The 24,467-nt window shown below is 44.7% G+C and carries 23 protein-coding genes; 18 read left to right on the top strand and 5 right to left on the bottom strand.

Translation table 11 applies throughout. From position 1 onward, the window contains the following. The first annotated feature begins 187 nt into the window (after positions 1-187). From ald to D4N35_RS15665, 3 genes are all read left to right on the top strand, one after another. Positions 188-1,300: an alanine dehydrogenase gene (gene ald / locus D4N35_RS15675; protein WP_120075374.1), complete on the top strand. Its 1,113-nt coding sequence runs from the start codon at positions 188-190 to the stop codon at positions 1,298-1,300. Positions 1,301-1,492: 192 nt separating this feature from the next. After that, complete coding sequence (locus D4N35_RS15670) at positions 1,493-1,759, top strand: hypothetical protein (protein WP_120075372.1); 267 nt, start codon at positions 1,493-1,495, stop codon at positions 1,757-1,759. After that, positions 1,759-2,040, top strand: coding sequence for a type II toxin-antitoxin system RelE/ParE family toxin (locus D4N35_RS15665; protein ID WP_120075371.1), 282 nt, complete (start codon positions 1,759-1,761; stop codon positions 2,038-2,040). Before D4N35_RS15670 ends, D4N35_RS15665 begins: the two co-directional genes overlap by 1 nt. A gap of 268 nt (positions 2,041-2,308) precedes the next feature. On the opposite strand, the gene D4N35_RS15660 is transcribed toward D4N35_RS15665, so the two are convergent. Next, positions 2,309-3,403: a M24 family metallopeptidase gene (locus D4N35_RS15660; RefSeq protein ID WP_120075369.1), complete on the bottom strand. Its 1,095-nt coding sequence runs from the start codon at positions 3,401-3,403 to the stop codon at positions 2,309-2,311. Between the two features lie 165 nt (positions 3,404-3,568). Between D4N35_RS15660 and D4N35_RS15655 the strand changes: the two genes are divergently transcribed. The 3 genes from D4N35_RS15655 to D4N35_RS15645 all read left to right on the top strand — a co-directional run bounded on the left by D4N35_RS15655 (position 3,569) and on the right by D4N35_RS15645 (position 5,941). Further along, positions 3,569-4,252: a metal-dependent hydrolase gene (locus D4N35_RS15655; protein ID WP_120075367.1), complete on the top strand. Its 684-nt coding sequence runs from the start codon at positions 3,569-3,571 to the stop codon at positions 4,250-4,252. A gap of 53 nt (positions 4,253-4,305) precedes the next feature. Beyond that, positions 4,306-4,548, top strand: a complete 243-nt coding sequence (locus tag D4N35_RS15650; RefSeq protein WP_120075365.1) for a hypothetical protein — start codon at positions 4,306-4,308, stop codon at positions 4,546-4,548. Between the two features lie 82 nt (positions 4,549-4,630). Beyond that, on the top strand, positions 4,631-5,941 hold the full coding sequence (locus tag D4N35_RS15645) for a CBS domain-containing protein (protein ID WP_120075363.1): 1,311 nt from the start codon (positions 4,631-4,633) through the stop codon (positions 5,939-5,941). A 56-nt stretch (positions 5,942-5,997) separates the two neighbouring features. Here D4N35_RS15645 and D4N35_RS15640 read toward each other — a convergent pair whose 3' ends face one another. Beyond that, entirely contained in the window at positions 5,998-6,309 is a 312-nt protein-coding gene (locus tag D4N35_RS15640; protein ID WP_120075362.1) for a YtpI family protein, read from the bottom strand. Positions 6,310-6,438: 129 nt separating this feature from the next. On the opposite strand from D4N35_RS15640, the gene D4N35_RS15635 reads away from it, so the two are divergent. Further along, on the top strand, positions 6,439-7,377 hold the full coding sequence (locus tag D4N35_RS15635; RefSeq protein ID WP_120075360.1) for a DHH family phosphoesterase: 939 nt from the start codon (positions 6,439-6,441) through the stop codon (positions 7,375-7,377). Between the two features lie 13 nt (positions 7,378-7,390). On the opposite strand, the gene ytrI is transcribed toward D4N35_RS15635, so the two are convergent. Further along, entirely contained in the window at positions 7,391-7,897 is a 507-nt protein-coding gene (ytrI, locus tag D4N35_RS15630) for a sporulation membrane protein YtrI (RefSeq protein ID WP_120075358.1), read from the bottom strand. Next, positions 7,894-8,226 carry a sporulation membrane protein YtrH gene (ytrH, locus tag D4N35_RS15625; RefSeq protein WP_120075356.1) on the bottom strand — a complete coding sequence of 111 codons (333 nt, stop codon included), beginning with the start codon at positions 8,224-8,226 and terminating at the stop codon, positions 7,894-7,896. Before ytrH ends, ytrI begins: the two co-directional genes overlap by 4 nt. A gap of 153 nt (positions 8,227-8,379) precedes the next feature. On the opposite strand from ytrH, the gene dnaE reads away from it, so the two are divergent. The 7 genes from dnaE to D4N35_RS15590 all read left to right on the top strand — a co-directional run bounded on the left by dnaE (position 8,380) and on the right by D4N35_RS15590 (position 18,823). Next, on the top strand, positions 8,380-11,733 hold the full coding sequence (gene dnaE / locus D4N35_RS15620) for a DNA polymerase III subunit alpha (RefSeq protein ID WP_120075354.1): 3,354 nt from the start codon (positions 8,380-8,382) through the stop codon (positions 11,731-11,733). A 97-nt stretch (positions 11,734-11,830) separates the two neighbouring features. After that, on the top strand, positions 11,831-13,069 hold the full coding sequence (gene ystJ / locus D4N35_RS15615) for an NADP-dependent malic enzyme (protein WP_120075352.1): 1,239 nt from the start codon (positions 11,831-11,833) through the stop codon (positions 13,067-13,069). A 183-nt stretch (positions 13,070-13,252) separates the two neighbouring features. Next, positions 13,253-14,137, top strand: coding sequence for an acetyl-CoA carboxylase, carboxyltransferase subunit beta (gene accD, locus D4N35_RS15610; RefSeq protein ID WP_120075350.1), 885 nt, complete (start codon positions 13,253-13,255; stop codon positions 14,135-14,137). After that, complete coding sequence (gene accA, locus D4N35_RS15605) at positions 14,131-15,111, top strand: acetyl-CoA carboxylase carboxyl transferase subunit alpha (protein ID WP_120075348.1); 981 nt, start codon at positions 14,131-14,133, stop codon at positions 15,109-15,111. The genes accD and accA overlap by 7 nt, the downstream gene beginning before the upstream one ends. 531 nt (positions 15,112-15,642) lie before the next feature. After that, positions 15,643-16,602: a 6-phosphofructokinase gene (pfkA, locus tag D4N35_RS15600; protein WP_120075346.1), complete on the top strand. Its 960-nt coding sequence runs from the start codon at positions 15,643-15,645 to the stop codon at positions 16,600-16,602. Positions 16,603-16,628: 26 nt separating this feature from the next. Further along, positions 16,629-18,389: a pyruvate kinase gene (pyk, locus tag D4N35_RS15595; RefSeq protein ID WP_120075344.1), complete on the top strand. Its 1,761-nt coding sequence runs from the start codon at positions 16,629-16,631 to the stop codon at positions 18,387-18,389. 47 nt (positions 18,390-18,436) lie between these two features. Then, positions 18,437-18,823: an FxsA family protein gene (locus D4N35_RS15590; protein WP_120075343.1), complete on the top strand. Its 387-nt coding sequence runs from the start codon at positions 18,437-18,439 to the stop codon at positions 18,821-18,823. Positions 18,824-18,922: 99 nt separating this feature from the next. Here the strand turns inward: D4N35_RS15590 and ytvI are convergent, their stop codons facing one another. After that, a complete protein-coding gene (ytvI, locus tag D4N35_RS15585) occupies positions 18,923-20,050 on the bottom strand; it encodes a sporulation integral membrane protein YtvI (RefSeq protein WP_120075341.1) in 1,128 nt (375 codons plus the stop codon). An 86-nt stretch (positions 20,051-20,136) separates the two neighbouring features. Between ytvI and D4N35_RS15580 the strand changes: the two genes are divergently transcribed. The 4 genes from D4N35_RS15580 (at position 20,137) to mdh (ending at position 24,398) form a co-directional block, all read left to right on the top strand. Next, entirely contained in the window at positions 20,137-20,619 is a 483-nt protein-coding gene (locus D4N35_RS15580) for a DUF441 domain-containing protein (protein ID WP_120075339.1), read from the top strand. Between the two features lie 241 nt (positions 20,620-20,860). Further along, a complete protein-coding gene (gene citZ / locus D4N35_RS15575; protein ID WP_120075338.1) occupies positions 20,861-21,979 on the top strand; it encodes a citrate synthase in 1,119 nt (372 codons plus the stop codon). A 104-nt stretch (positions 21,980-22,083) separates the two neighbouring features. Then, positions 22,084-23,355 (top strand): NADP-dependent isocitrate dehydrogenase, encoded by a 1,272-nt coding sequence (gene icd / locus D4N35_RS15570; protein WP_120075336.1) that lies wholly within the window; start codon positions 22,084-22,086, stop codon positions 23,353-23,355. Positions 23,356-23,459: 104 nt separating this feature from the next. After that, positions 23,460-24,398, top strand: coding sequence for a malate dehydrogenase (gene mdh / locus D4N35_RS15565; protein WP_120075335.1), 939 nt, complete (start codon positions 23,460-23,462; stop codon positions 24,396-24,398). Positions 24,399-24,467: the final 69 nt, after the last annotated feature.

Here is a 24,467-nt window from a genome sequence, read left to right as displayed (position 1 = left end):
TTTAACAAACTACGTCACGGATTCAGGATAATAAATAAAAAATAGGTTAAAATACTTGGTACAGAGGTGTTTTTGAAAACACCTCTGTATTGTTCACAAAAATGTTTTAAACAGAAGGCTTTCGTTTGTTCCATTAAAGTGTTAATATCTTATTTGTGATAGTTAGAACATGTTAGGAGGAAGTAGTATGATTATTGGTGTACCTAAGGAGATTAAAAGTAACGAAAACCGTGTGGCTATGACCCCGGCTGGTGCCTATACATTGACGCATGCAGGCCATGAAGTACATATTGAAACAGGTGCAGGCCTTGGCTCAAGCTTTACCGACGAACAGTATGCAGAAGCCGGCGCGAAAATCGTAAACAGTGCCAAAGAAGCTTGGGACGCGGACATGGTTATGAAAGTTAAAGAGCCGCTTGAAGAAGAGTTCGGCTATTTCCGTGAAGGATTGATCCTTTTCACATACTTGCATCTTGCTGCAGAGCCTGCTGTGACTAAAGCACTTATAGAAAAGAAAGTGGTTGCGATCGCTTACGAAACTGTACAGCTTCCAAACCGCTCACTTCCGCTTCTTTCCCCAATGAGTGAGGTTGCAGGAAGAATGGCAACACAAATCGGTGCGCAGTTCCTTTCCAATACTTACGGCGGAAAAGGAAAGCTTCTTGCAGGGATCCCAGGTGTAGAACGCGGAAAAGTAACAGTTATCGGCGGTGGACAAGCTGGAACGAATGCTGCGAAAATGGCAGTGGGCCTTGGTGCTGACGTAACAGTTATCGATCTTAACGTTGACCGTCTGCGCCAGCTTGACGATATTTTTGGCAACGACATTAAAACATTAGTTTCTAACCCATTCAACATTGCCAATGCAGTTAAAGAATCTGACTTGGTTATTGGAGCTGTTCTTATCCCTGGAGCGAAAGCACCTAAACTCGTTTCTGAAGAAATGGTTAAATCCATGTCTCCGGGATCCGTACTTGTTGACATTGCGATCGACCAAGGCGGTATCTTTGAAACAAGCGACAGAGTTACAACTCATGACAATCCGACTTATGAAAAACATGGTGTTGTTCACTATGCTGTTGCAAACATGCCTGGTGCAGTTCCACAAACATCAACGATGGGATTGACAAACGTAACAGTTCCTTATGCGCTTCAAATCGCTAATAAAGGCTACAAACAAGCATGCTTGGATAACGAGCCGCTATACAAAGGAATCAACGTCCTTGACGGCAAAGTTACATTCAAAGCAGTTGCAGATGACCTCGGATACGAGTTTGTTGAGGCAAAAGAATTGTTTTAATAAAGAATAGCGAATGTCGCCTGATCGGCGCTTTAGTACAAAAAACAACCGCCCGGAGTGATATCCGGGCGGTTGTTTTTGAAAATAATTTAGGAAACCTTTCCTTTCTCGCAGGCAATTATAGGGAAAAACAAGAAAATATGAAGTTGATATGGTATCCTAAAACAAAGGATCCAACCGGTGGTGATTACTATGGGAAAAATTTATTCCCTCGAAGAACTAATGAAATATATTTCTAATATGAATAGTGAGAATTCTGTATTTCAGTTTTCTATTCCTGGCAAGGGGAAATTTACACTTGTTCTTCAAGAAGAATACGAGCAATCAATAAGTATTGAAGCTGAGGAAAATCCAGCACTTAAGCGTATGTTAAAGAAGAGTATTGAGCAACACCAAAAAGGGCATGGCATGACTACAACGGAACTTTTAAAATCACTTTCCAAAAAGGACTTTATGTAATGTATGATCGTAATGTTATTTGGTCCCCCGCTGTCAAGGAAAAATTGACTCAGTTTAGGAGTAAAAGATTTACCCCAGAAGAAACTCTAGACTTTATTTCCCAGTTTATCCTAGAAGTCGAAGAGCTCTTAGCGAATGATATTATTGGGAAATCGTATACTGAAGAATTTGGGAAATATAAAGGGATTTCAAGGGTAGTTATTAAGAAGTTTAGGGTTTATTACAAGCTAATTGATAACGACGTTGTTGTTTTAGCTGTCCTTTTCCCGGGTGAAAACTAGATGCATAATACACCCGATCATATATTTGACCAGATATGATCTTTTTTTAATATTTTCTTAAAGGAAACACAACCCCGTCCCTATATAGGACAGGGTTATACGTGTTTTGTCATTAAAATAAACAACCTTATTGTCGTCTTACAGCTCGCACATTGAAATAGGATTTTCACACATTAGTACTTCGCATACCACGAGAATGCTGTCACCTTTTTCTGCTGCAGACAAGTTCCTTCGCTATCAAGGGATGATTTACAACCCTCCCAATTTTTTACTCAATAATCTGAAGTGATTTGGAATAGCCGGTAAGAACTTCCACACCCTCTTCAGTTACCAAAACATCATCTTCAATGCGCACTCCTGCAACTCCCGGTATATAAATCCCAGGTTCTATTGTAAAAATCATCCCCGGCTCCAGTTCCATTTCGTTTGTTTCCGTTATGGAGGGGTACTCATGTACACTAATTCCCAGCCCATGGCCGAGCCGATGGGTGAAGTATTTCCCGAATCCCGCGTCTTGAATGATATTCCTTGCGGTTTGGTCCAGTTCTCTTGCTTTTACCCCGGGCTTTGTCAATTTGACGGCTGCTTCTTCTGCCTTTAATACAGTCTCATATATGTTCTTTTGCTCATCGGTAATATCCCCAAAGGCAACAGTACGTGTGATATCAGAGCAGTAGCCTTCATATATAACACCTAAATCCATCAATACCAACTGGCCCCGTTCTATTTTCGTCAAACCGGGAATTCCATGCGGCGATGCAGCATTTGCTCCGGCCAGAACGATGGGATCGAATGACATGCCAGCTCCTTTTTTCTTGATTTCATATTCGATGGCAGCAATGATATCCAGTTCGGTTTTTCCTTCCGCCAATTCGTTGACTCCGACCTCGACGGCAAAATCGACAAGCTCGCAAGCTTTCTTGATCAATTTGATTTCCTGTTCGTCTTTTACAAGCCGCAATTCATTCAAAATGTTATCGGCGCTTACGAAATCGGCATCTTCATACCTCAGCGAAAGCTCTTCGTATCTGCTCACATTCAGGTGATCCTTTTCCACAGCCCATGACCGTATCCGGGGTAGGCGCGCTTTTATCCGTTCCTCTGCAAGGTCCCAAGGATTATCGGTATCACTATAACCAAGAATCTCCTTGTCCCAGCCCGCGTTCTTTGCATCATCCGCTTCCATGGCGGGACAAATGAGCAGCGGTTCCTTTTCCTGAAAAACGGCGAGTCCAAGCAGCCGTTCGTGCGGTTCGCACCTGAATCTGGTAAGATAAAATACATTATCCGGTGAAGAAATGAAAGCAGCATCGATTTGTTGGTCTTTCAGCCATAACATTAACTTTTCCAGCCTGGCGTTCAAGTCTATCATCTCCCTGATTTCAATTGTTTAAATTGAGATTAGCATTAGATGATAAAAGAGACAAATATAAGAAGGAAAACAATCATGGAATAGGCAGGAAAAACCCAAATTATCTCGAAATCATTTTGGTATAGGGATTTTAAATTAAAGGAGTGTTGCAGCAAGATGAAAGTATCGTACCATGGTCATTCAGTCGTAAAAGTTATAACGGAAGGAAAAACGATTTTGATTGATCCGTTTATCACCGGAAATGAATTGACGGATTTAAAAGCGGAGAATGAAAATCCCGATGTCATTATTTTAACGCATGGGCATTCCGACCATGTCGGTGACACTGTGGAAATTGCCAAAAGATGCGATTCACTCGTGATTGCCCCGAACGAACTCGCGACTTACATCGGGTGGCAAGGTGTGAATACTCATCCCATGCATATTGGAGGGGCGTATGAGTTTGATTTCGGAAAAGTGAAATTTACACCTGCTTTTCACGGCTCCGCAATTTTCACAGACGACCAACAAATCATTTATTTAGGCATGCCTGCCGGAGTTTTATTGATGGCAGAAGGAAAAACAATCTACCATGCCGGAGATACAGCGCTATATTCCGATATGAAATTGATCGGGGAGCGAAACGCTATTGACCTGGCATTTCTGCCGATAGGCGACAATTTTACAATGGGACCGGAAGATGCTGCGCTGGCGGCGGAATTTGTACAGGCCAAAACGGTTGTCCCTATTCATTACAATACATTTCCGCCGATTAAACAGGACCCGCAGCGTTTTATCGAATTGCTAAAGGAGAATATTAACGGGAAAGTCATGAATCCCGGCGATTTAATCGAGCTATAAGCATATCCCCCTGCATATATTAGTACCATTAGTTCAATGCAGGGGGGATTTTTATGAATAACCGTTATTTGCTTTGCCTTCTTATTTGCTCTGCCTTGATTTATTTTTCTGTGCCCCGGATCCACCCGACCGCTTCAGGGATGGAAGGTGTGTTTGCCGCAAGCTGGCTGGCATTTGCTTTCCTCGTTTTTGCCGGAAACCTGGCTGCTCTTTTATTTCCAAATAAATATAAAAAGAAATACGCTGAGGGTTCAGAAGCTGCAGGAAAAAGCAAAAAACGCATGAGGGCAAATTGAGAGAAGGATAAAATTGATGATCTGGGCTTTTCACTATATAATAAGCTTAATGATTGTACGGTAAATGAAAAGGGTGAAAAGCTTGTCGACAAAGCATGAACAAATCATTCGGCATATTGACGGACTGCCTGTCGGGGAAAAAATCTCAGTGCGGCAAATCGCCAAAGCGTTGAATGTCAGCGAAGGAACTGCCTACAGGGCAATAAAAGATGCCGAAAACAGGGGATATGTAAGTACAATTGAACGGGTTGGAACGATCCGTATAGAACAGAAGAAAAAAGAGAATATAGAGAAGCTGACATATGCTGAAGTTGTCAATATCATTGACGGCCAGGTATTGGGCGGAAGAGCCGGCCTCCATAAAACGCTGAACAAATTTGTCATCGGCGCAATGAAGCTTGACGCCATGATGCGATATACGGGTGCGGACAACCTGCTGATCGTAGGAAATCGGACAAAAGCCCACGAATACGCGTTGATGGCGGGTGCTGCTGTTTTGATTACCGGCGGATTCGATACAGAAGACCATGTGAAAAAGCTTGCGGATGAATTGGAATTGCCGATTATTTCAACAAGCTATGACACTTTTACAGTGGCTGCCATGATTAACCGGGCCATTTACGACCAGCTTATCAAAAAAGAAATCATTCTTGTTGAAGATATTTTTATCCCACTCGAAAAAACAATTGCCATTACGACAAAGGAAAAAGTGTCAGACTGGTATACGAAAAAGGAAATGTCCGATCACAGCCGTTATCCCGTGATTGATTTGAATAACAAAGTACAAGGGATGGTTACCGGAAAGGACGTCATTGGGCAGGATCCGGACATTGGCATCGATAAAGTGATGACGAAAAATCCGATCACCGTCGGGAGAAAAACAAGCGTTGCCTCTGTTGCCCATATGATGATTTGGGAAGGGATCGAAGTGCTGCCGGTTGTGGACGAACACCAAAGGCTCGAAGGGATCATCAGCCGCCAGGATGTATTGAAAGCGTTGCAAATGATCCAGCGACAGCCCCAGGTGGGAGAAACAATTGATGATACGATTTCAAAGCAGCTATCCAACAGCAAGTATGCAGGCGAACCATCCTTTACATTCGAGGTGACGCCGCAGATGACAAGCCAGCTTGGAACGATTTCCTACGGGGTCTTCTCATCCATTATAGCTGAAGCTTCCAACAGGCTTTTCAGGCTGCAGAAGAAAGGGGAGCTCGCTGTAGAAAGCATGACGATCTATTTTTTGAAGCCGGTCCAAATGGATTCAACACTTGAAGTTGTCCCAAGAATAATGGAGGCTGGGCGTAAATTCGGAAAAGTGGACGTCGAGGCATTCAACAACGGGGAAATCGTAGGAAAAGCGCTGATGATGTGCCGGTTGATTGATCGGTAACGAAATACCTTAACGAAAGGCTCTAAACGCAAAAAGCCGCTTTCCAAGCGGCTCATTCAGCGGGTCTGTCCATCAAGTTGTTTCGCTTCCTCTTGAACATATGGAATATGATGGCGGAAGGATTTGTATCCCGCCCATGCGCTGGCACTTCCCAGCAAAATGAAGACGGCAGCCACAACATAGGTCACAGTTGTGCTGAACAGGAAAAGCTGGTTTACTCCGAATAACGCGACAAACAGGCCAAGGGCGATGCTGGATTTGCCGCTGAGCAGCTTTTTTTCCATCGGCCTTCTGCTTCGGAAGTATTTTATTTTATAATAAATGTAAAACGAAGCTGATAAGATGATCAGAAAAACTAAAAATGGCATTTGTACATCCTCCAAATCAATAACTGTCATCCACCTTATTGTAACGCCAATCCATTATAATTGCCACTTGCCCAATTTCGATTATTTCGTGAACTTCCCGCCGATTGCGCAAGGTGAAAGGAGCTTCTTATGAAGGAAGAGATTTTTGAAGCTGTCAAAAGCTATGATACGATTATTATTCATCGCCACGTACGCCCGGACCCTGACGCCTATGGGTCTCAAGGAGGGCTGGCAGAAATATTGAAGACATCATTTCCTGATAAGCAGATCTATGCTGTTGGGGAACATGATCCTTCCTTGGATTATTTGCGGCAACCGGACGTCATTGCCGATGAAATGTACGAAGGTGCATTGGTCATCGTCTGTGATACGGCAAACGAGGAAAGGATCTGCGATTCAAGATATCATTTGGGTGATAAGCTGATCAAGATCGATCATCATCCAAACGAAGATCCGTATGGAGATATTCTCTGGGTTGATTTGAATGCCTCTTCCACGAGTGAGATGATCTATGAATTTTATAAAATATTCGGCGATGAATGTTTAAAAATGACCGATGAAGCGGCAAGATTAATATACGCCGGAATTGTCGGCGACACCGGACGTTTTTTATATCCAAGTGCGACCGAAAAAACATTTGAATACGCCAAGGAACTGATCAGCTATTCTTTTGACCGGACACTCCTCTATAACGAAATGTATGAACTTGCTCCAAGAATGATCAAGCTTCAGGGCTATGTATTGGAAAACTTTAAAATGAATGAAGATGGTGCGGCAGTTGTTTCCATACATAAAGGAACCCTTGATGAATACGGCATCCTTCCGTCAGAAGCATCACAGCTTGTAAGCTCTTTGGGTATGGTAAAAGGAATCAAAGCCTGGGCGTTCTTTATTGAAGAAGCCGATCAAATCCGTGTCCGGCTTCGCTCAAAAGGTCCTGTCATCAATACGATTGCCATGAAATATGGAGGCGGAGGCCACCCGCTTGCGGCAGGTGCTTCGGTCTACTCGTGGGAAGAAGCCAAATCAGTAATAGAAGAAATAGAAGCGATTTGCAGGCAAAGTTGAAACGGCCGACGTTTCAGTCAGCCAGTTTCAATTCCAATACAAGGCTGATCGTTGTGTAAAAATACAGTTCCTTGACGACCAGCCTGTATTGCTTCCCATTGATGGTCAATCTTTTATTTTCAACTGTCTTTTTTATGATTTCCTTATTTTTATAAACAGTCGTCAAATCCTCGGCAATCAGCGACCTTAAGTCTTCCCCGACCGATTCCTCCGCTTTATATATACCTAGACGATCGTTGATTCCGTACCGTTCAAAATTATGGATCTTCACGTCTATCTCCTGTATGGTCAGCATCTTTTCATTCTCTTCGTTCAATTTTTGTTTATCTTCTTCCAAGATTTGAATGTGCCCGCTCAACTCATTGATCCGGATGGCCTGTCTTTCTATGATCGTACTGTTTTTTTGCTGGATGGTTCCAAACATGAAAAGGAAAACAAGCCAGCTGATGCATCCGCCAACTGCGGCACCGGCAAGAAAACGCTGCCATACCGGGTGGCGATAGAAAGGAGGAATCCTCATGATATGTGCTCCTGGGTCAGCCATGAAATGATCAAGGCGGCTGTTTTTGCACCGCCCATCGCTGACAATATCAATAAAAACTGTTTAAACAGATCGGTTGTCCCGCCTTCCAGAAACCCTTTTTCAAAACTGTATACAGTGTCAAAGGTACCTCCAATTGCTGCGATGATGGCCCAAATTCTGACCCGCCCCGCAATGTTCGCTATTTCCGCCAGCAGCGGCGCTCCGGTTACAAAAGCGGCCAGTCCGCCGATCAAAGAGCCGCCCAGCATTACTCCGAAGGCGATGAAGTAGCTGTTAAAGAAAGCCGGAAAAAAAGGTTCTTGCACGATTACCAACCCCAAAGATTGAAATATTCTTTCCTTGTATTACTTATATGGGACAAACCATTAATGTATGTAAAAAGAAAGGTTATAATAGAGGGAGAACGAATATTCCGTTAGACTGTCAGGAAAGTATCGGATAGAAAAGAGGTAAATCACTTGAACTTTGTTCATTTGCAAATAGCCACTGCTTACAGTCTGCTGTCAAGTACGGTTTCCATTTCTGAGCTTGTTCAGGAAGCGAAAAGGAAAAATTTCCATGCTCTGGCCATTACAGATCACAATGTTTTATACGGCGTCCTGTCTTTCTATCAAACTTGCAAGGAAGCAGGCATCAAACCGATTATCGGATTGACTGCGGATGTGGAAGCGGACGGAAACCAAGCTTATCCCCTCGTTTTATTGGCCAGGAACAATACAGGCTATGCCAATCTTTTAAAAATATCGAGCGCCATTCAAATACAGCCGAATAAAACCATTTCGTGGAAATGGCTTGGATCGTACAGTGAAGGATTGATTGCCATCACCCCGGGAATCATGGGAGAAATTGAGCAGTTCTTGAAAGCAGGGGACGTGGAGCAGGCGCAAACAGTTTCGGAGCGTTACATTTCCACTTTTGGCAAAGACTCCTTCTATCTTTCCTTGCAGAATCATCTTACAGATACGCCGCCCGGTTTTACAGACACGCTTGCACAATTTGCGGAGCGGATTGGAATAAAGACGGTTGTGACAAACGATGTGCGGTATTTGAAAAAAGAGGACCACTTTGCCTACAGATGTCTTCAGGCAATCCGTGATGGGGAAAAACTGGATATCACCGATGAAAAATTATACAGGTCCGGAGAATATTTTTTTAAAAGCAAGGAAGCCATGGCAGAAAAGTTTTCCGAGTATACCGAAGCCCTTGAAAATACTTTTCGGATTGCCGAAGAATGCAACGTCTTTATTGAAACGGACAGGCATCTGCTTCCGAAGTATCCCGTTCCCAAAAACAAGACAGCGAAAAATATGCTGCTTGAACAGTGTGAAAAAGGATTGGAGAAAAGGGGAATCGATGATCCCGAATATCGGAAAAGGCTGAAATATGAGCTGGAAATCATCAATCAAATGGGGTTTAATGACTATTTTCTCATTGTATGGGACTTTATGAAGTATACGAGGGATAACAGTATTCTGACAGGGCCGGGCCGCGGTTCGGCCGCCGGTTCGCTTGTTTCCTATGTACTGGAAATCACTGATGTCGATCCGGTCAAGCATGGGTTATTGTTTGAAAGATTTCTGAATCCCGAAAGAATCTCAATGCCGGACATCGATATCGACTTCCCGGATATACGCCGTGATCAGGTAATCGGATATGTAGCTGAAAAATATGGAAAAATGAATGTCGCGCATATTATTACATTCGGGACTTTTGCGGCGAAAGCGGCTATCCGCGATACGGCAAGGGTTTTTGGTTTAAGCCCGAAAGACATCGACCGGCTTTCGAAAATGATGCCTTCCCGTCTTGGAATGAAATTGGAGAGTGCTGTCAAGGAGTCGGCCGAATTGCGGGACATGATGGCATCCTCTGAGCAAAACCGCCTGATGTTTGAGACGGCTTTAAAGCTGGAGGGGCTTCCGAGACATACCTCTATTCATGCTGCAGGGGTAGTCATTAGCGAAGAACCGCTCGTGAATATCATTCCGATCAAAGAAGGCCCGGACGGGGTGTATGTGACACAGCTTCCGATGGAGGACCTTGAGAAAATCGGCCTGCTGAAAATGGACTTTTTAGGTCTTCGCAATCTGACGCTTTTGGAGCAGATTGTCAAAAGCATTAAAATTCATACAGGAAAAACAATTCGTTTGGAAAATATCCCGTTTGCGGATGAAAAAACATTTCAGTTGCTGCAAAAAGGTGATACGACCGGAATTTTCCAACTGGAATCCGAAGGGATGAGAAAGGTTCTGAGGGAACTTAAGCCGACGGGGTTTGAGGATATTGTTGCTGTCAATGCTCTTTTCAGGCCGGGACCGATGGAAAACATCCCAACATATATCAAAAGAAAACACGGCAATGAGAAGGTAGACTATCCCCATCCAGACTTGAAGCCGATATTGGATTTCACTTATGGAGTCATTGTCTATCAAGAGCAGATCATGCAAATAGCTGCGGCCCTTTCCGGCTATTCCCTTGGGGAAGCCGACCTTCTCAGAAGGGCAGTGAGCAAGAAGAAGAGGGAGGTTCTTGATCAGCAGAGAAGGCGGTTCGTTTCAGGTGCAGTTGAAAAAGGATATAGCCAGGATACCGCAAATGCTACATACGACTTGATTGTCCGCTTTGCAAACTATGGGTTCAACCGGAGCCACGCGGTGGCATATAGTTTTATAGCTTGGCAGCTGGCCTGGCTGAAGGCCCATTATCCAAAATATTTCATGGCAGCACTCCTGACGTCAGTAATAGGCAATGAAGACAAGATTGCCCTTTATACAGCTGAAGCCAAGCAGAAAGGGATAGAAATCCTGCCACCGTCCATCAATAAGAGCCATTTCCCTTTCCTGGCTGAAAAGGAGGGGATCCGTTTCAGCCTTAGGGCGATCAAAGGCCTTGGAGCAGCTGCAATGAAAGAAATTGTCCAGGCACGGGAAGGCGGACCCTTTAAAGATCTGTTCGATTTTTGCCTAAGGGTATCTCCAAGGATTATTAACAGAAAAATACTTGAGTCTCTTGTGTATGCCGGATGCTTGGATGAGTTTGGACAGGACAGGGCTGTCTTGCTTGCGACCCTTGATGTGGCAATTGAGCACGCTGAACTGATGAGGCCATCAGGAGATACGCCGGATCTTTTCATCGAAGAAGAGATGTTCCATATAAAACCGATATACGTCGAGGTTGAGCCGATGCGCTTGGCTGATAAGCTGGCATTTGAAAAGGAAACGACAGGCATTTTTATATCAAGCCACCCGGCAGCCGCATTTGAAAAAGAATTTTCATCAGCCGATGCCGCCAAACTGATTCACCTGGAACCGGGCCAAAGAAATCAATCGGCCGGAATATACTTATCCGCAGTAAAAACAATCCGTACAAAAAAAGGCGACGTAATGGCATTCATTACGATGAGCGATCCTTCGGGCGAAATGGAAGGCGTCGTTTTTCCGGATGTATACAACCGCAGCAGCGCATTGCTGAAGCAGGGGGGGGTTGTTCTTGTCACCGGGAATGTGGAAGAACGGAAGGGCGCCGCTCAATTTATCGTTCAAAAGGTTGTTTCAACTGAAGAATTGAAAGAAAAAACCGGCAAACAAATGAAGAACTTATATGTGAAAGTTCCGGCAGAATTGCACATGCCTGATATATTAAATAAACTGCACTCCATTTTAAAAAAATATCCGGGACAAACAGGGGTTATTCTTTATTATGAGAAAGAAAATAAACTGATAAAGCTGGGGGATGAAAACCGTGTCGGACCTGAAGAAAAATGTCTCAAGGAGATCAGCGGGCTTCTTGGAGCAGATTGTGTAAAGTTAAAATAATTTTCTCAAACAGACGATAATATGTTATATTGTTTTATAAGCTTTTTTATTGGTGTATAAAAAACTGGGTATGGTTTGTATGAAGGAGTGAATTTTGTTGTCATTGCGAGATGAAGCATTGCATATACACAAATTACATAAGGGAAAGCTTGAATCCAAATCAAAGATTGAAGTGAAGAATGCAAAAGATTTGAGTCTGGCTTACTCTCCCGGTGTTGCTGAACCATGTAAAGAAATTTATGAAAATCCAGGAACTGTGTATGATTATACAATGAAAGGCAACATGGTTGCCGTCGTTTCTGATGGAACAGCAGTATTGGGGTTGGGAAATATCGGCCCTGAGGCGGCCTTGCCAGTCATGGAAGGCAAAGCGGTATTGTTTAAAAGCTTTGCCGGAGTGGATGCTTTTCCGATTTGTCTAAATACAACCAATGTGGATGATATTGTCCAAACAGTTAAACTGCTTGAGCCGACATTCGGTGGAGTGAATCTCGAGGATATAGCAGCTCCGAACTGTTTTGAAATCGAAAATAGATTAAAAAAAGAATTGAGCATTCCTGTTTTTCATGATGACCAGCATGGCACAGCTATTGTTACTGTAGCCGGCCTTGTGAACGCATTAAAAATTACGGGAAGAAGAATGTCTGAAATCAAAGTCGTGGCAAACGGAGCCGGTGCAGCAGGAATTGCGATTATCAAGCTGCTCCATAGTTATGGTGTTCGTGACATCATCATGTGCGATTCCAAAGGGGCGATCTTTGAGGGCCGCGCTGAAGGAATGAACGAAGTGAAGGCCGAAGTGGCCAAATTCACAAACCGTGACCGGCTTGACGGTGATTTGGCCTATGCCATCAAAGATGCGGATGTGTTTATCGGAGTATCCGTAGCTGGTGCATTGACTGAGGAAATGGTCGCTTCAATGAAAGACGATCCGATCATCTTTGCCATGGCCAACCCTGATCCGGAAATCATGCCTGATACGGCCAGGGCTGCAGGTGCCAAAGTAATCGGGACAGGAAGGTCCGATTTCCCGAACCAGGTCAACAACGTATTGGCATTCCCCGGCCTATTCCGTGGGGCGCTTGACGTGGAGGCTACGAAGATCAATGAGAGAATGAAGCAGGCTGCGGTGGAAGCGATAGCCGGCTTGGTGTCAGAAGACGAACTGTCTCCCGACTACGTCATTCCCGGACCATTTGATCCGAGGGTGGCCCCTCATGTGGCTGCTGCCGTTGCGAAAGCTGCCATGGAATCCGGAGTGGCCCGGGTAAAAGTGGATCCGGAAAAGGTCAAGCAAAGAACTATGCAGCTGGCTGTCATCGGCAAAGATAAATAACAAATAAATTTATACACAAATGCTAAGAAAGGCCGTGCCGACTTGAAGGCCGGTCTTTCCTATGCTTGTGCCGTTTTTGATCATAATGATTTGATTTTTAGGCCGGCCAAACCAAGCGGCCAGGATGACTTGGACAGGACGCCGTTGATGATAGGTTTCTAATAATTGAAAGGAGGGCCTGCTGTGCTGAAAGATTTTTTTTCAAAGCAAAAGAATGCAAAGCCAAAGAAAAGGAAGTACGCGACCATTCCTTCTGAATCCGCCAAGCAGGATGTTCCTGAAGGGATCATGTCGAAATGTCCGGAATGCAAAAAGATCATGTATACAAAAGAACTTCAAAAGAATAACAAGGTGTGCCTTCATTGCGGCCACCATTACAGAATGACGGCACATGAACGGGTCGAGAGCTTGTTTGATGAGGGTTCCTTTGTACCGTTTGATGATAAAATAGCATCAGAAAACCCGCTTGAATTTCCGAATTATTTAGAGAAACTGGAACAGGACAGAAAAAAAACAAATTTGGACGAAGCGGTTCTCACTGGATCAGGCACAATCAATCAAATTGAAGTGGTGACAGCCATCATGGATTCCCATTTCCGGATGGGAAGCATGGGTTCGGTTGTAGGTGAAAAAATTGCAAGGGCCATTGAGGCGGCGGCCGAAAAACACGTGCCATTCATTATTTTTACCGCTTCTGGCGGTGCAAGGATGCAAGAGGGAGTATTATCTTTGATGCAGATGGCGAAAACAAGCACTGCGCTTAAGATGTTCAGCGATAAAGGCGGTTTGATCATATCCGTCATGACTCACCCTACGACAGGAGGAGTTTCGGCAAGCTTTGCTTCACTAGGTGACTATAATTTTGCGGAACCGGGAGCTTTGATCGGTTTTGCGGGGCGCCGCGTCATTGAGCAGACGATAAGGGAAGAGCTCCCCGAAGACTTTCAGACTGCCGAATTCTTATTGAATCACGGCCAGCTTGATGCTGTCATCCACCGTTCCGAAATGAAGGAAAAGCTGGCGACAGTGCTGGAAATTCATCAACAAGTAGGTGAAATTGCATGGTGAACGAGCTCGAATTTGAAAGGCCCGTGCTTGAGCTCCGAGAAAAAATAGCGGAATTGAGAGAGTTCACGAATAACTCGGATGTGGATCTGTCGGATGAAATCGACAAATTGGAAACCCGGCTGGAAGTGCTTGAAAAAGAAATATATGAAAACATGCGTCCCTGGGATCGCGTGCAGCTTGCCCGCCATTCAAAAAGGCCGACAACGCTGGATTATATAGGCCATTTGTTTACTGATTTTTTGGAGCTTCATGGAGACAGGCTGTATGGAGATGATCACGCGATTGTAGGAGGAATCGGCAAATACAAAGGCCTTCCAGTGACAGTGATCGGCCATCAGCGCGGCAGAGACACAAAGGAGAATATTCGCCGGAATTTTGGTATGCCGCATCCGGAAGGCTATCGCAAAGCCTTGCGTTTGATGAAACAGGCTGAAAAATTTCATCGTCCCATTATTTGTTTCATCGATACAAAAGGTGCATATCCGGGAAAATCGGCGGAAGAGCGGGGACAGAGCGAAGCGATTGCACGCAATCTTTTTGAAATGGCCGGCTTGAAGGTGCCGATTATTTGTATCGTCACCGGAGAGGGAGGAAGCGGCGGAGCTTTGGCGCTTGGGATCGGTGACCGGATTTATATGCTTGAAAACTCCACATACTCGGTTATCACGCCTGAAGGGGCGGCAAGTATTTTATGGAAAGATGCCTCCTTGGCGAAACAGGCGGCCGAAGCCCTGAAAATCACTGCCCCGGATTTGAAGAATTTGGGAATCATAGATGAAATCATACCGGAAGTAAGGGGCGGAGCTCACAGGGATGTTGAAAAACAGGCGGAAGCCATTGACAAAGTCCTGAAAACGGCTTTGCAGGAGCTTATCCGTACAGAGCCTGAAGCCCTTATAAAAGACCGCTACGAAAAGTTTAAAAAGATGGGGAAATATAAGGAACAAAAAGAATACGAAAATGTTCAAAATTAAGGATTGTCCAAAGGGCATTCCTTTTTTACTGTTAAAAAATTATAAAGTTAGACTAAGTTTTCTGTTGGAAATAGATGTGCTANAGTTAGACTAAGTTTTCTGTTGGAAATAGATGTGCTATGTCTAGCTTCAGCGCCTATCGACTAGCAGACTTCGCGCCTAATGTGCTCCTGCGGCGATGCTTATTCGAGGATGCTTGGCGAACATCATAGCAAAGCTGCACGACGCCAACTCGAGGAAGCATCACACGAGGCCATTTCAAGTAGTAGCTTTCCTACGATAAGTCAACATCGGCTCCGACGCACAGGACGTGCTAGTGCAGGCGAAGCGACAGGACGTCGCTGCTTGAGCCTGCCTGCGTCGCCGTGTTTCCTTTATCTCGTCGAAGCCACTCCAGTCTGTACGTCGATGAACAGGCGCTTACGCTTTTCATGTATATAAAATTTGTTAACCACATGATGAAATGGTATTTTTAACATACAGGATCTATTGCTTTGATACATATATTATTTTTCCAATGGAGTGACTCAGATGCGAAAGATAGGGGTATTGACAAGCGGGGGAGATGCACCCGGAATGAATGCAGCCATCCGGGCAGTTGTAAGAAAATCAATCTATCATGGGATCGATGCATACGGAATATATCAAGGGTTCAGCGGATTGATAACGGGTAATATAAAAAAGCTGGAGATTGGATCAGTCGGGGATATCATCCACAGGGGCGGAACAATCCTGCAGTCGGCCCGATGCGAAGAATTCAAAACGGATACGGGGCAGAGGCAGGGGCTTGCCTGTTTGGAAAAGCATGGGATCGAAGGACTGATCGTGATCGGCGGAAATGGCTCATACTTAGGGGCCAAAGCTCTTAGCGAACTCGGTTTTCCGTGTATAGGAGTGCCGGGAACGATAGATAACGATATTCCAGGAACCCAGTATACAATTGGGTTTGATACTGCATTAAACACCGTGCTGGATGCCGTCGACAAAATCCGCGATACAGCCACTTCGCATGAAAGAACATTTGTCGTTGAAGTGATGGGGCGGGATGCAGGTGATATCGCCCTTTGGGCCGGGCTTTCAGGAGGGGCTGAATCAATCCTTATTCCGGAGGAACCCTACGATATGGAAGATATTGCCGCCCGCATTGAAAATGGAGTAAAAAGAGGGAAAAAACACAGTATTATCATTGTCGCCGAAGGAGTGGCCAGCGGTGCGGAATTTGCTGAGAGGCTGACGGAAAAAACAGGGCTGGAAACGAGAGTTTCCGTCCTCGGCCATATTCAAAGAGGAGGAACCCCGACGGGGTTTGACCGGGTGCTTGCAAGCAGGCTAGGGGCCAAGGCGGTTGAATTGCTTATGGAGGGAAAAGGCGGCCGTGCAGTAGGAATGGAAGACGGCGAAGTCGTAGATGCAGATTTGCTGACTGTTTTGAATAAGCCGAAACATATTGATCACAACTTATACCAATTATCAAAAGAATTATCCATATAGGTGACTGTCAAATAGGAGGGGCATGTATGAAGAAAACGAAAATAGTCTGTACAATCGGGCCGGCAAGTGAAAGTCCTGAACTGCTTCAACAATTGATTGAGGCTGGAATGAATGTTGCCAGGTTGAATTTTTCACACGGCAGCCAGGATGAGCATCGCGAGCGAATCACCAACATCCGCAAAGCCGCGGAAAAAGCCGGGAAGGAAATCGGAATCCTGCTTGATACGAAAGGTCCCGAAATTAGAACCCATGACATGGAAAATGGTGCTGTCGAGCTGGAAACAGGTAAAGTGCTTGCTGTTTCTATGGAAGAAGTATTAGGAACGAATGAGAAAATATCTGTTACATATGAAGGATTGATCAATGATGTCCATGTCGGTTCCAAAATTTTACTGGATGATGGTTTAATCGAGCTTGAAGTGACCGCCATAGAAAAAGAGAGCAATGAAATTATTACGAAGGTTTTGAACAACGGTATTTTAAAAAATAAAAAAGGGGTAAATGTACCTGGGGTCTCTGTCAATTTGCCCGGAATTACCGAAAAAGATGCCCGGGATATCCTTTTTGGGATAGAACAGGGAGTAGACTTCATTGCGGCTTCATTTGTAAGGAGAGCCTCCGATGTGCTTGAAATCCGCCAACTGCTTGAAACAAATAATGCTCCGCATATGTATATCATTCCAAAGATCGAAAACCAGGAAGGCGTCGACAATATTGATGAAATACTGGAAGTATCGGACGGCCTCATGGTCGCCAGGGGTGACTTGGGAGTGGAAATACCGGCCGAATCGGTTCCAATGGTTCAAAAGCGGCTTATAAAAAAATGCAATGAGGCCGGCAAGCCGGTCATCACAGCTACCCAAATGCTCGACTCCATGCAGCGTAATCCAAGGCCGACAAGAGCGGAAGCAAGCGATGTTGCGAATGCCATCTTTGACGGTTCCGATGCAGTCATGCTGTCTGGAGAGACCGCGGCGGGAGCCTACCCGGCCGAAGCGGTCCGGACAATGAACAACATTGCTCTTGAAGCAGAAAAAGCATTGAACCATAAAGAGATCCTTTCCCATGTAAGCAAGCATAATGAACACAACATGATGGACGCCATTTGCCAATCAGTGGCCCATACAGCCATTAATCTTGGTGTAAATGCCATCGTGGCGCCAACGGAAAGCGGGCATACTGCAAGGATGATTTCAAAATACCGGCCAAAAGCGCCGATTGTCGCTGTAACATCCAGTGTGGACGTGACCAGGCGCCTGACATTGGTTTGGGGAGTATCCCCTCAAGTGGGTGAAAAGGTGACAACAACGGATGAAATGCTCGATCTTGCAGTCACTGAAAGCCTTAACTCCGGTATAGTAAAACATGGGGACCTCATTATTATCACGGCAGGGGTTCCAGTTGGGGAGGCGGGGACAACAAACTTGATGAAAGTGCATGTAGTTGGAGATGTTTTGGCAAAAGGACAGGGAATCGGAAGAAAGTCAGCCTACGGAAAAGCAGTCATTGTAAAAAATGCCGGCGAAGCCTTGGAAAAAGTAGAAAAAGGCGACATTATGGTTGTCATCGGAACGGACAGGGAAATGGTTCCGGCTCTTGAAAAATGTTCGGCTCTTGTTGCAGAGGAAGGCGGTCTGACCAGTCATGCGGCTGTAGTCGGTATCAGCCTTGGGATCCCGGTCATAGTCGGAGTGGACAACGCAACAAGCATTTTCCATGATGGACAGGAAATAACCGTTGACGGCACCCGGGGGGTAGTGTACAACGGTCATGCGAGTGTTCTATGAGGTCTTGTGATATAATAGGGGAAAGACCATTTGGGAAGTGACAAAATATGAGATTTCTACTATTCCTTTTCATTGTCGTCCCGGCTCTGGAAATTGGTCTGTTCATTTTGGCAGGCAAAACCATAGGCGGTCTGGCAACGATTGCACTGATTATCGCCACTGGAATCCTCGGTGCTTACCTTGCGAAACAGCAAGAGTTGGGAGTACTCAGAAAAATGCAGGAGCAAATGAGGTCAGGCTATCCTCCCGGAGAGGCGCTGATCGAGGGCGTCTGCGTTTTGTTTGGAGGCCTGCTCTTGTTAACACCCGGTTTCATTTCTGACATTACAGGATTATTATTGGTTTTGCCTCCAACCCGAAAAATGGTGCAGCCTGCTTTGTTAAAAATGATCAAAAGCCGGATCTCAAAGAAACAAATATATATATACAGATAAAAAAAGAGCGGATGCTCTTTTTTTTGTGGAAAGAAAAATTTGGTAAGGAAAGGAATCGTGCGTAAGTTAGTTGTTAGGCATGCACCGTTCCAAGCCATTTCATTTAATGATTTTCGGCGGTTTGCCCATAATATAAGCCCAAATATCCCGAAAAACGTTCGCATTATGAAGGGTAGTTAGCAGAACCAATGTTACGGGTCCCAAAATAAGCCCGAGAAACCCTATAAGTTTAAAGCCCACGAATAAGGAGATGAGTGTCCCCAAAGGATTCAGGCCGATATTGGAAGAAAGGATTTTCGGTTCCATCAGTTGGCGCTGGACAATCACAACCGTGTACAGAATCCCAAGCCCGACAGCAAGTCCGAAATTCCCTGTTACCGCTTCATAGATGATCCATGGCACAAAAACCGTTCCGGTCCCCAAGTAAGGGAGCAGGTCAAGCAGCCCCAAAATAAGCGCAATGGTGATGGCATAGTTTACCCGCAGGATCAACAGCCCGACCAATACGATGACAAGGGTGATGGAGATTAATGTGATTTGGGCTTTAACAAAGCCGAAAAGAGCTTTTTTCAGATCAGCAAATACCCTTGTTCCGCTGCTTTTGACTTTACCCGGAAGAAGGCGGTTGGCAAGGGCGGTCAGTCGGTACCAATCCTTGCTGATAAAGAAGGTCGCCAATAAAGAAAAAATGATAACAGTGGCGGCATTCGGAATCCACGATACGAGGCCGGGCAAATTAAGGAAAAAGTTTTGCAGGAAAGCAGTTACGCTCTCTGTTATGCGTCCGCCGGTCTCATCAATGCTGTTCATGATCGTATCCTTCTGACCGCTGTCCAGGCTTTGGAACATGCCTGCCAGCTTGTTATAAAAAGGGATGACCTGGCTTGCAAACAGTTTCTCCAAATATCTGATCAATGTGGCGACATGTTCAGGCACGACTGTTGCAAGATAAGAAGCCCCCGCGACAATCTCGGCTATTAAAAGTGTAATCAGCCCGGTGAAAATCCCGATCAAAAGAATCAATGTAGTCAAAACGGCCAAAGTCCGGGGGAATTTCCATTTCTTTTCTAACATGCCCACAACAGGATTGATTGCAATGGCGATAATCAATGCGATGATAAATGGATAAATAACTTTTGATGCATAATATATGAAAAGCAGGGATGCGGCCGCAACGATAACAACAATGAAAAAGCGGACAACCCTATCTGCATTTTCACGATTCAAAGGAAACCCCCACCTTATCAATCTGATTAAATATATGATACCATGATTATGATAGAAAACGTTATGATTTTGGAAGGATGAGTTCTTTGTTCAATCAGGCTTTTTTCTTTTTGATCCTTTTACTTGGAATTGGAGTGATTGCAAAAAACCAATCACTTATCATTGCCGTAGCCGTGTTGATTATTCTTAAACTGGCCGGGGCGGATGAAAAACTTTTCGGCATCATTCAAGTAAAAGGAATCAACTGGGGGATCACTGTCATCACAATTGCCGTTTTAGCCCCTATTGCAAGCGGATATATCGGGTTTAAAGAACTCGGCGGGGCGATTAAATCCCCATATGCCTGGATTGCCCTTGGCGCCGGGATGGTAGTGGCCATCATAGCAAAATATGGTGTTACACTGTTATCCGAAGATCCTCATATTACAACCGCGCTTGTTCTTGGGACAATTATGGCTGTTTCCCTTTTTAAGGGCGTAGCAGTCGGCCCTTTGATTGGAGCAGGAATCGCCTACCTAGCAATGAAATTTTTTGAGGTTTTTCGCTCGGGATCCGGCATGGGCGGATAGATGATTTGCTCATCTAAAAGAAAATCTTATGGCTGGATATAAAAAATATGAATCATTATAAAATGTTGATAAATAGACAAGAATTTAGATTTGTTTATAATAGAAGATGAGTTCTTTATAATTTTATGATTTTCCACATGACATTTTCTTTGTCTAAAGTTTTCCTCTAAACAATGTGTATTACATGTTTTCCACCATATACAGGAAATTTTTAAAAAAAGAGATAAAGGAGAGGTTTTCAATGACAGCAACACGCGGGTTAGAAGGGGTTGTAGCCACAACATCCTCGATCAGTTCCATCATTGATGACACGCTTACATACGTTGGCTATAACATTGATGACTTGACTGAAAACGCCAGTTTTGAAGAAGTCATTTATTTATTATGGCATCTTGAACTGCCGACAAAGGAGCAGCTTCAGCAATTAAAAGAGGAGCTGGCAGAAAATATGGAGCTGCCGCAGGAAGTCCTCGCCAGCTTTAAGACTTATCCGCTTGAAAAAGTTCATCCAATGGCCGTTCTCCGGACAGCAGTCTCCGCTCTTGGAATTTTTGATGAAGACGCCGAAGTGATGGATAAAGAGGCAAACTATAAGAAAGCGATCCGCCTTCAAGCGAAAATGCCTGCCATTGTAGCCGCATTTGCCCGTATCCGCAAAGGGCTTGAGCCGATTGCCCCGCGCAAAGACCTTGGGTTTGCAGCCAACTTCATGTATATGATCAAAGGGGAAGAGCCTGACGAAATCGAAGTGGAAGCGATGAATAAGGCGCTGATTCTCCATGCAGACCATGAGCTTAATGCATCCACTTTTACCGCTAGAGTATGTGTTGCAACCTTATCAGATATTTATTCAGGAATCACAGCAGCTATCGGAGCATTAAAAGGACCTCTGCATGGCGGTGCAAATGAACAGGTTATGAAAATGCTTACAGAAATCGGTTCTGCAGACAATGTTGAAAGTTATATTAAAGATAAGCTGGAGAAAAAAGAAAAAATCATGGGCTTCGGCCACCGCGTTTACCGCAAGGGAGATCCGCGCGCCAAACATTTGAAAGAAATGTCCAAAAAGCTTACTGAAATCACCGGCGAGCCGGAATGGTACAACATTTCCGTCAAGGTTGAAGAGGTATTTACTTCCGAAAAACCGCTTCCTCCGAATGTTGACTTCTATTCCGCATCAGTATATCACAGCCTTGGATTTGATCACGATCTATTTACGCCGATTTTCGCTGTAAGCCGTACTTCAGGGTGGCTTGCACATATTCTGGAACAGTACGAAAATAACCGTCTGATCCGACCGCGGGCGGAATATACCGGACCTGGAATGCGCTCATACATCCCGCTTGACGAACGCAAGTGATGATGAGTTAGAATTTTAGATTGTATTTTGATATGATAAAGCGGGGAAAAGGTTAGAAGCTTTAGCTTTCTAACCTTTGATACTGAAATTGGAGGGATTTAGTTATGTCTCAAGCTGAAAAAATCACAGTTTCAAATGGTGTATTAAATACGCCTGACCATCCAATTATTCCTTTTATTGAAGGAGATGGAACAGGCCCGGACATTTGGGCAGCGGCTCAAAGAGTTTTAGATGCAGCTGTAGAAAAGGCCTACAGTGGCAAAAGAAAAATCGAATGGAAAGAAGTATATGCGGGTGAAAAAGCGCATAATAAATTTGGTGAGTGGCTTCCTGAGGAAACTCTGGATACGATCCGCGAATACCTTATCGCAATCAAAGGACCGCTTACAACACCGATCGGCGGCGGATTCCGTTCACTGAACGTTGCGCTGCGCCAGGAACTTGACCTGTATGTCTGCCTGCGCCCAGTCCGCTACTTTGAAGGAGTTCCTTCCCCTGTAAAACGCCCGGAAGATACAGATATGGTCATTTTCCGCGAAAACACGGAAGATATCTACGCAGGTATCGAATATCAAGAAGGCTCCGAAGAAGTGAAAAAGCTAATCAATTTCCTGCAAAACGAGATGGGTGTGAATAAAATCCGCTTCCCTGAAACTTCAGGTATTGGTATCAAACCGATTTCTTCTGAAGGAACGAAGCGTTTGGTCCGTGCAGCCATCAACTATGCACTAAAAGAAGGACGCAAATCCGTAACTCTTGTACATAAAGGAAATATCATGAAATTCACAGAAGGTGCCTTCAAAAACTGGGGCTATGAAGTGGCTGAGCAGGAGTTCGGAGACAAAGTATTTACATGGAACCAATACGACAAAATCAAAGAGGAGCAGGGAACAGAAGCTGCGAACAAAGCCCAGGCTGATGCGGAAGCTGCCGGAAAAATCATTATTAAAGATGCGATTGCGGATATTTTCCTGCAGCAAATTCTTACACGCTCCAAAGAATTTGACGTAGTGGCAACAATGAACCTTAACGGGGACTACATCTCCGATGCACTCGCAGCACAAGTCGGCGGAATCGGAATTGCTCCTGGTGCAAACATCAACTATGATACAGGCCATGCGATTTTCGAAGCTACACACGGAACGGCTCCTAAGTATGCAGGATTGGATAAAGTGAACCCATCCTCCGTCATTCTTTCCGGAGTTCTGATGCTTGAGCATATCGGTTGGGGAGAAGCTGCCCAATTGATTACCAAGTCAATGGAAAAAACAATCGAATCAAAAGTTGTCACATATGACTTTGCCCGCCTGATGGAAGGCGCGACGGAAGTGAAGACTTCTGAATTCGGAAATGCATTGATTGAAAACATGGATTAATTTTCTTTCAACAGGGAAAAGTGAGGTTAAGAGCAAAAAAATGGAGACTGTTTTTAAAGCAGTCTCCAATTGTTGTGAAATTTAATGAAAGAAGGGACTTTCCCATGTCATTAAAGCGGAAAAAAATATCTGTTATTGGTGGAGGATTTACAGGAGCTACAACAGCATTCCTGGCAGGACAAAAAGAACTTGGAGATATCGTCCTTGTTGACATTCCAAAAATGGAAAACCCTATAAAAGGGAAAGCGCTCGACATGTTGGAGGCGAGTCCGGTCCAAGGATTCGATGCAAACATCATTGGCACATCCAATTATGAAGACACGAGAGACTCCGATGTTGTCGTCATTACAGCCGGAATCGCCCGTAAACCGGGAATGAGCCGTGACGACCTGGTGCAGACAAACCAGAAAGTAATGAAAAGCGTTACACAGGAAATCGTCAAATACTCTCCAAACTGTCATATCATTGTTCTGACAAATCCAGTTGATGCCATGACATATACTGTGTATAAAGAATCAGGATTCCCAAAAAACCGTGTTATCGGCCAATCAGGGATCCTGGATACTGCACGATTCCGTACATTTATCGCACAAGAGCTTAACCTTTCTGTGAAAGACATCACAGGATTCGTTTTAGGCGGCCATGGAGACGAAATGGTACCGCTTGTCCGCTATTCTTATGCGGGAGGAATCCCGCTGGAAAAGTTGATTCCGCAGGATCGGCTTGATGCTATCGTGGAAAGGACGAGAAAAGGCGGGGGCGAAATCGTGAACCTGCTCGGCAACGGAAGTGCCTATTATGCGCCGGCCGCTTCTCTCGTCGAGATGGTTGAAGCGATTGTAAAAGACCAGCGCAGGGTGCTGCCTGCCATCGCCTACCTTGAAGGTGAATATGGATATGAAGGCATTTATTTGGGAGTGCCTACAATCCTGGGCAAAGATGGTGTAGAACAAGTAATTGAACTTGAACTGACGGCAGAGGAAAAAGCGGCTTTGGACAAATCGGCAGATGCTGTCCGGGAAGTTATGAACGTTCTTGAATAAATCCCTGTGAAAGACCAATCAGCTTAATGGTTGGTCTTTTTTTCTGAGTAAGAAAGCATTCCTGTATTT

The sequence above is a fragment of the Siminovitchia fortis genome (assembly GCF_003605365.2).
GTDB lineage: Bacteria > Bacillota > Bacilli > Bacillales > Bacillaceae_C > Siminovitchia > Siminovitchia fortis.
This window is presented reverse-complemented; position numbering and strand designations above follow the sequence as displayed.

Excerpts from the sequence above, each read along its gene's own strand:
- ald (WP_120075374.1), top strand. The coding sequence starts at position 188 with ATGATTATTGGTGTACCTAAGGAGATTAAAAGTAACGAAAACCGTGTG.
- D4N35_RS15670 (WP_120075372.1), top strand. The coding sequence starts at position 1,493 with ATGGGAAAAATTTATTCCCTCGAAGAACTAATGAAATATATTTCTAAT.
- D4N35_RS15665 (WP_120075371.1), top strand. The coding sequence starts at position 1,759 with ATGTATGATCGTAATGTTATTTGGTCCCCCGCTGTCAAGGAAAAATTG.
- D4N35_RS15655 (WP_120075367.1), top strand. The coding sequence starts at position 3,569 with ATGAAAGTATCGTACCATGGTCATTCAGTCGTAAAAGTTATAACGGAA.
- D4N35_RS15650 (WP_120075365.1), top strand. The coding sequence starts at position 4,306 with ATGAATAACCGTTATTTGCTTTGCCTTCTTATTTGCTCTGCCTTGATT.
- D4N35_RS15640 (WP_120075362.1), bottom strand. The coding sequence starts at position 6,309 with ATGCCATTTTTAGTTTTTCTGATCATCTTATCAGCTTCGTTTTACATT.
- D4N35_RS15635 (WP_120075360.1), top strand. The coding sequence starts at position 6,439 with ATGAAGGAAGAGATTTTTGAAGCTGTCAAAAGCTATGATACGATTATT.
- ytrI (WP_120075358.1), bottom strand. The coding sequence starts at position 7,897 with ATGAGGATTCCTCCTTTCTATCGCCACCCGGTATGGCAGCGTTTTCTT.
- accA (WP_120075348.1), top strand. The coding sequence starts at position 14,131 with ATGGTGAACGAGCTCGAATTTGAAAGGCCCGTGCTTGAGCTCCGAGAA.
- pfkA (WP_120075346.1), top strand. The coding sequence starts at position 15,643 with ATGCGAAAGATAGGGGTATTGACAAGCGGGGGAGATGCACCCGGAATG.
- pyk (WP_120075344.1), top strand. The coding sequence starts at position 16,629 with ATGAAGAAAACGAAAATAGTCTGTACAATCGGGCCGGCAAGTGAAAGT.
- D4N35_RS15590 (WP_120075343.1), top strand. The coding sequence starts at position 18,437 with ATGAGATTTCTACTATTCCTTTTCATTGTCGTCCCGGCTCTGGAAATT.
- citZ (WP_120075338.1), top strand. The coding sequence starts at position 20,861 with ATGACAGCAACACGCGGGTTAGAAGGGGTTGTAGCCACAACATCCTCG.
- icd (WP_120075336.1), top strand. The coding sequence starts at position 22,084 with ATGTCTCAAGCTGAAAAAATCACAGTTTCAAATGGTGTATTAAATACG.
- mdh (WP_120075335.1), top strand. The coding sequence starts at position 23,460 with ATGTCATTAAAGCGGAAAAAAATATCTGTTATTGGTGGAGGATTTACA.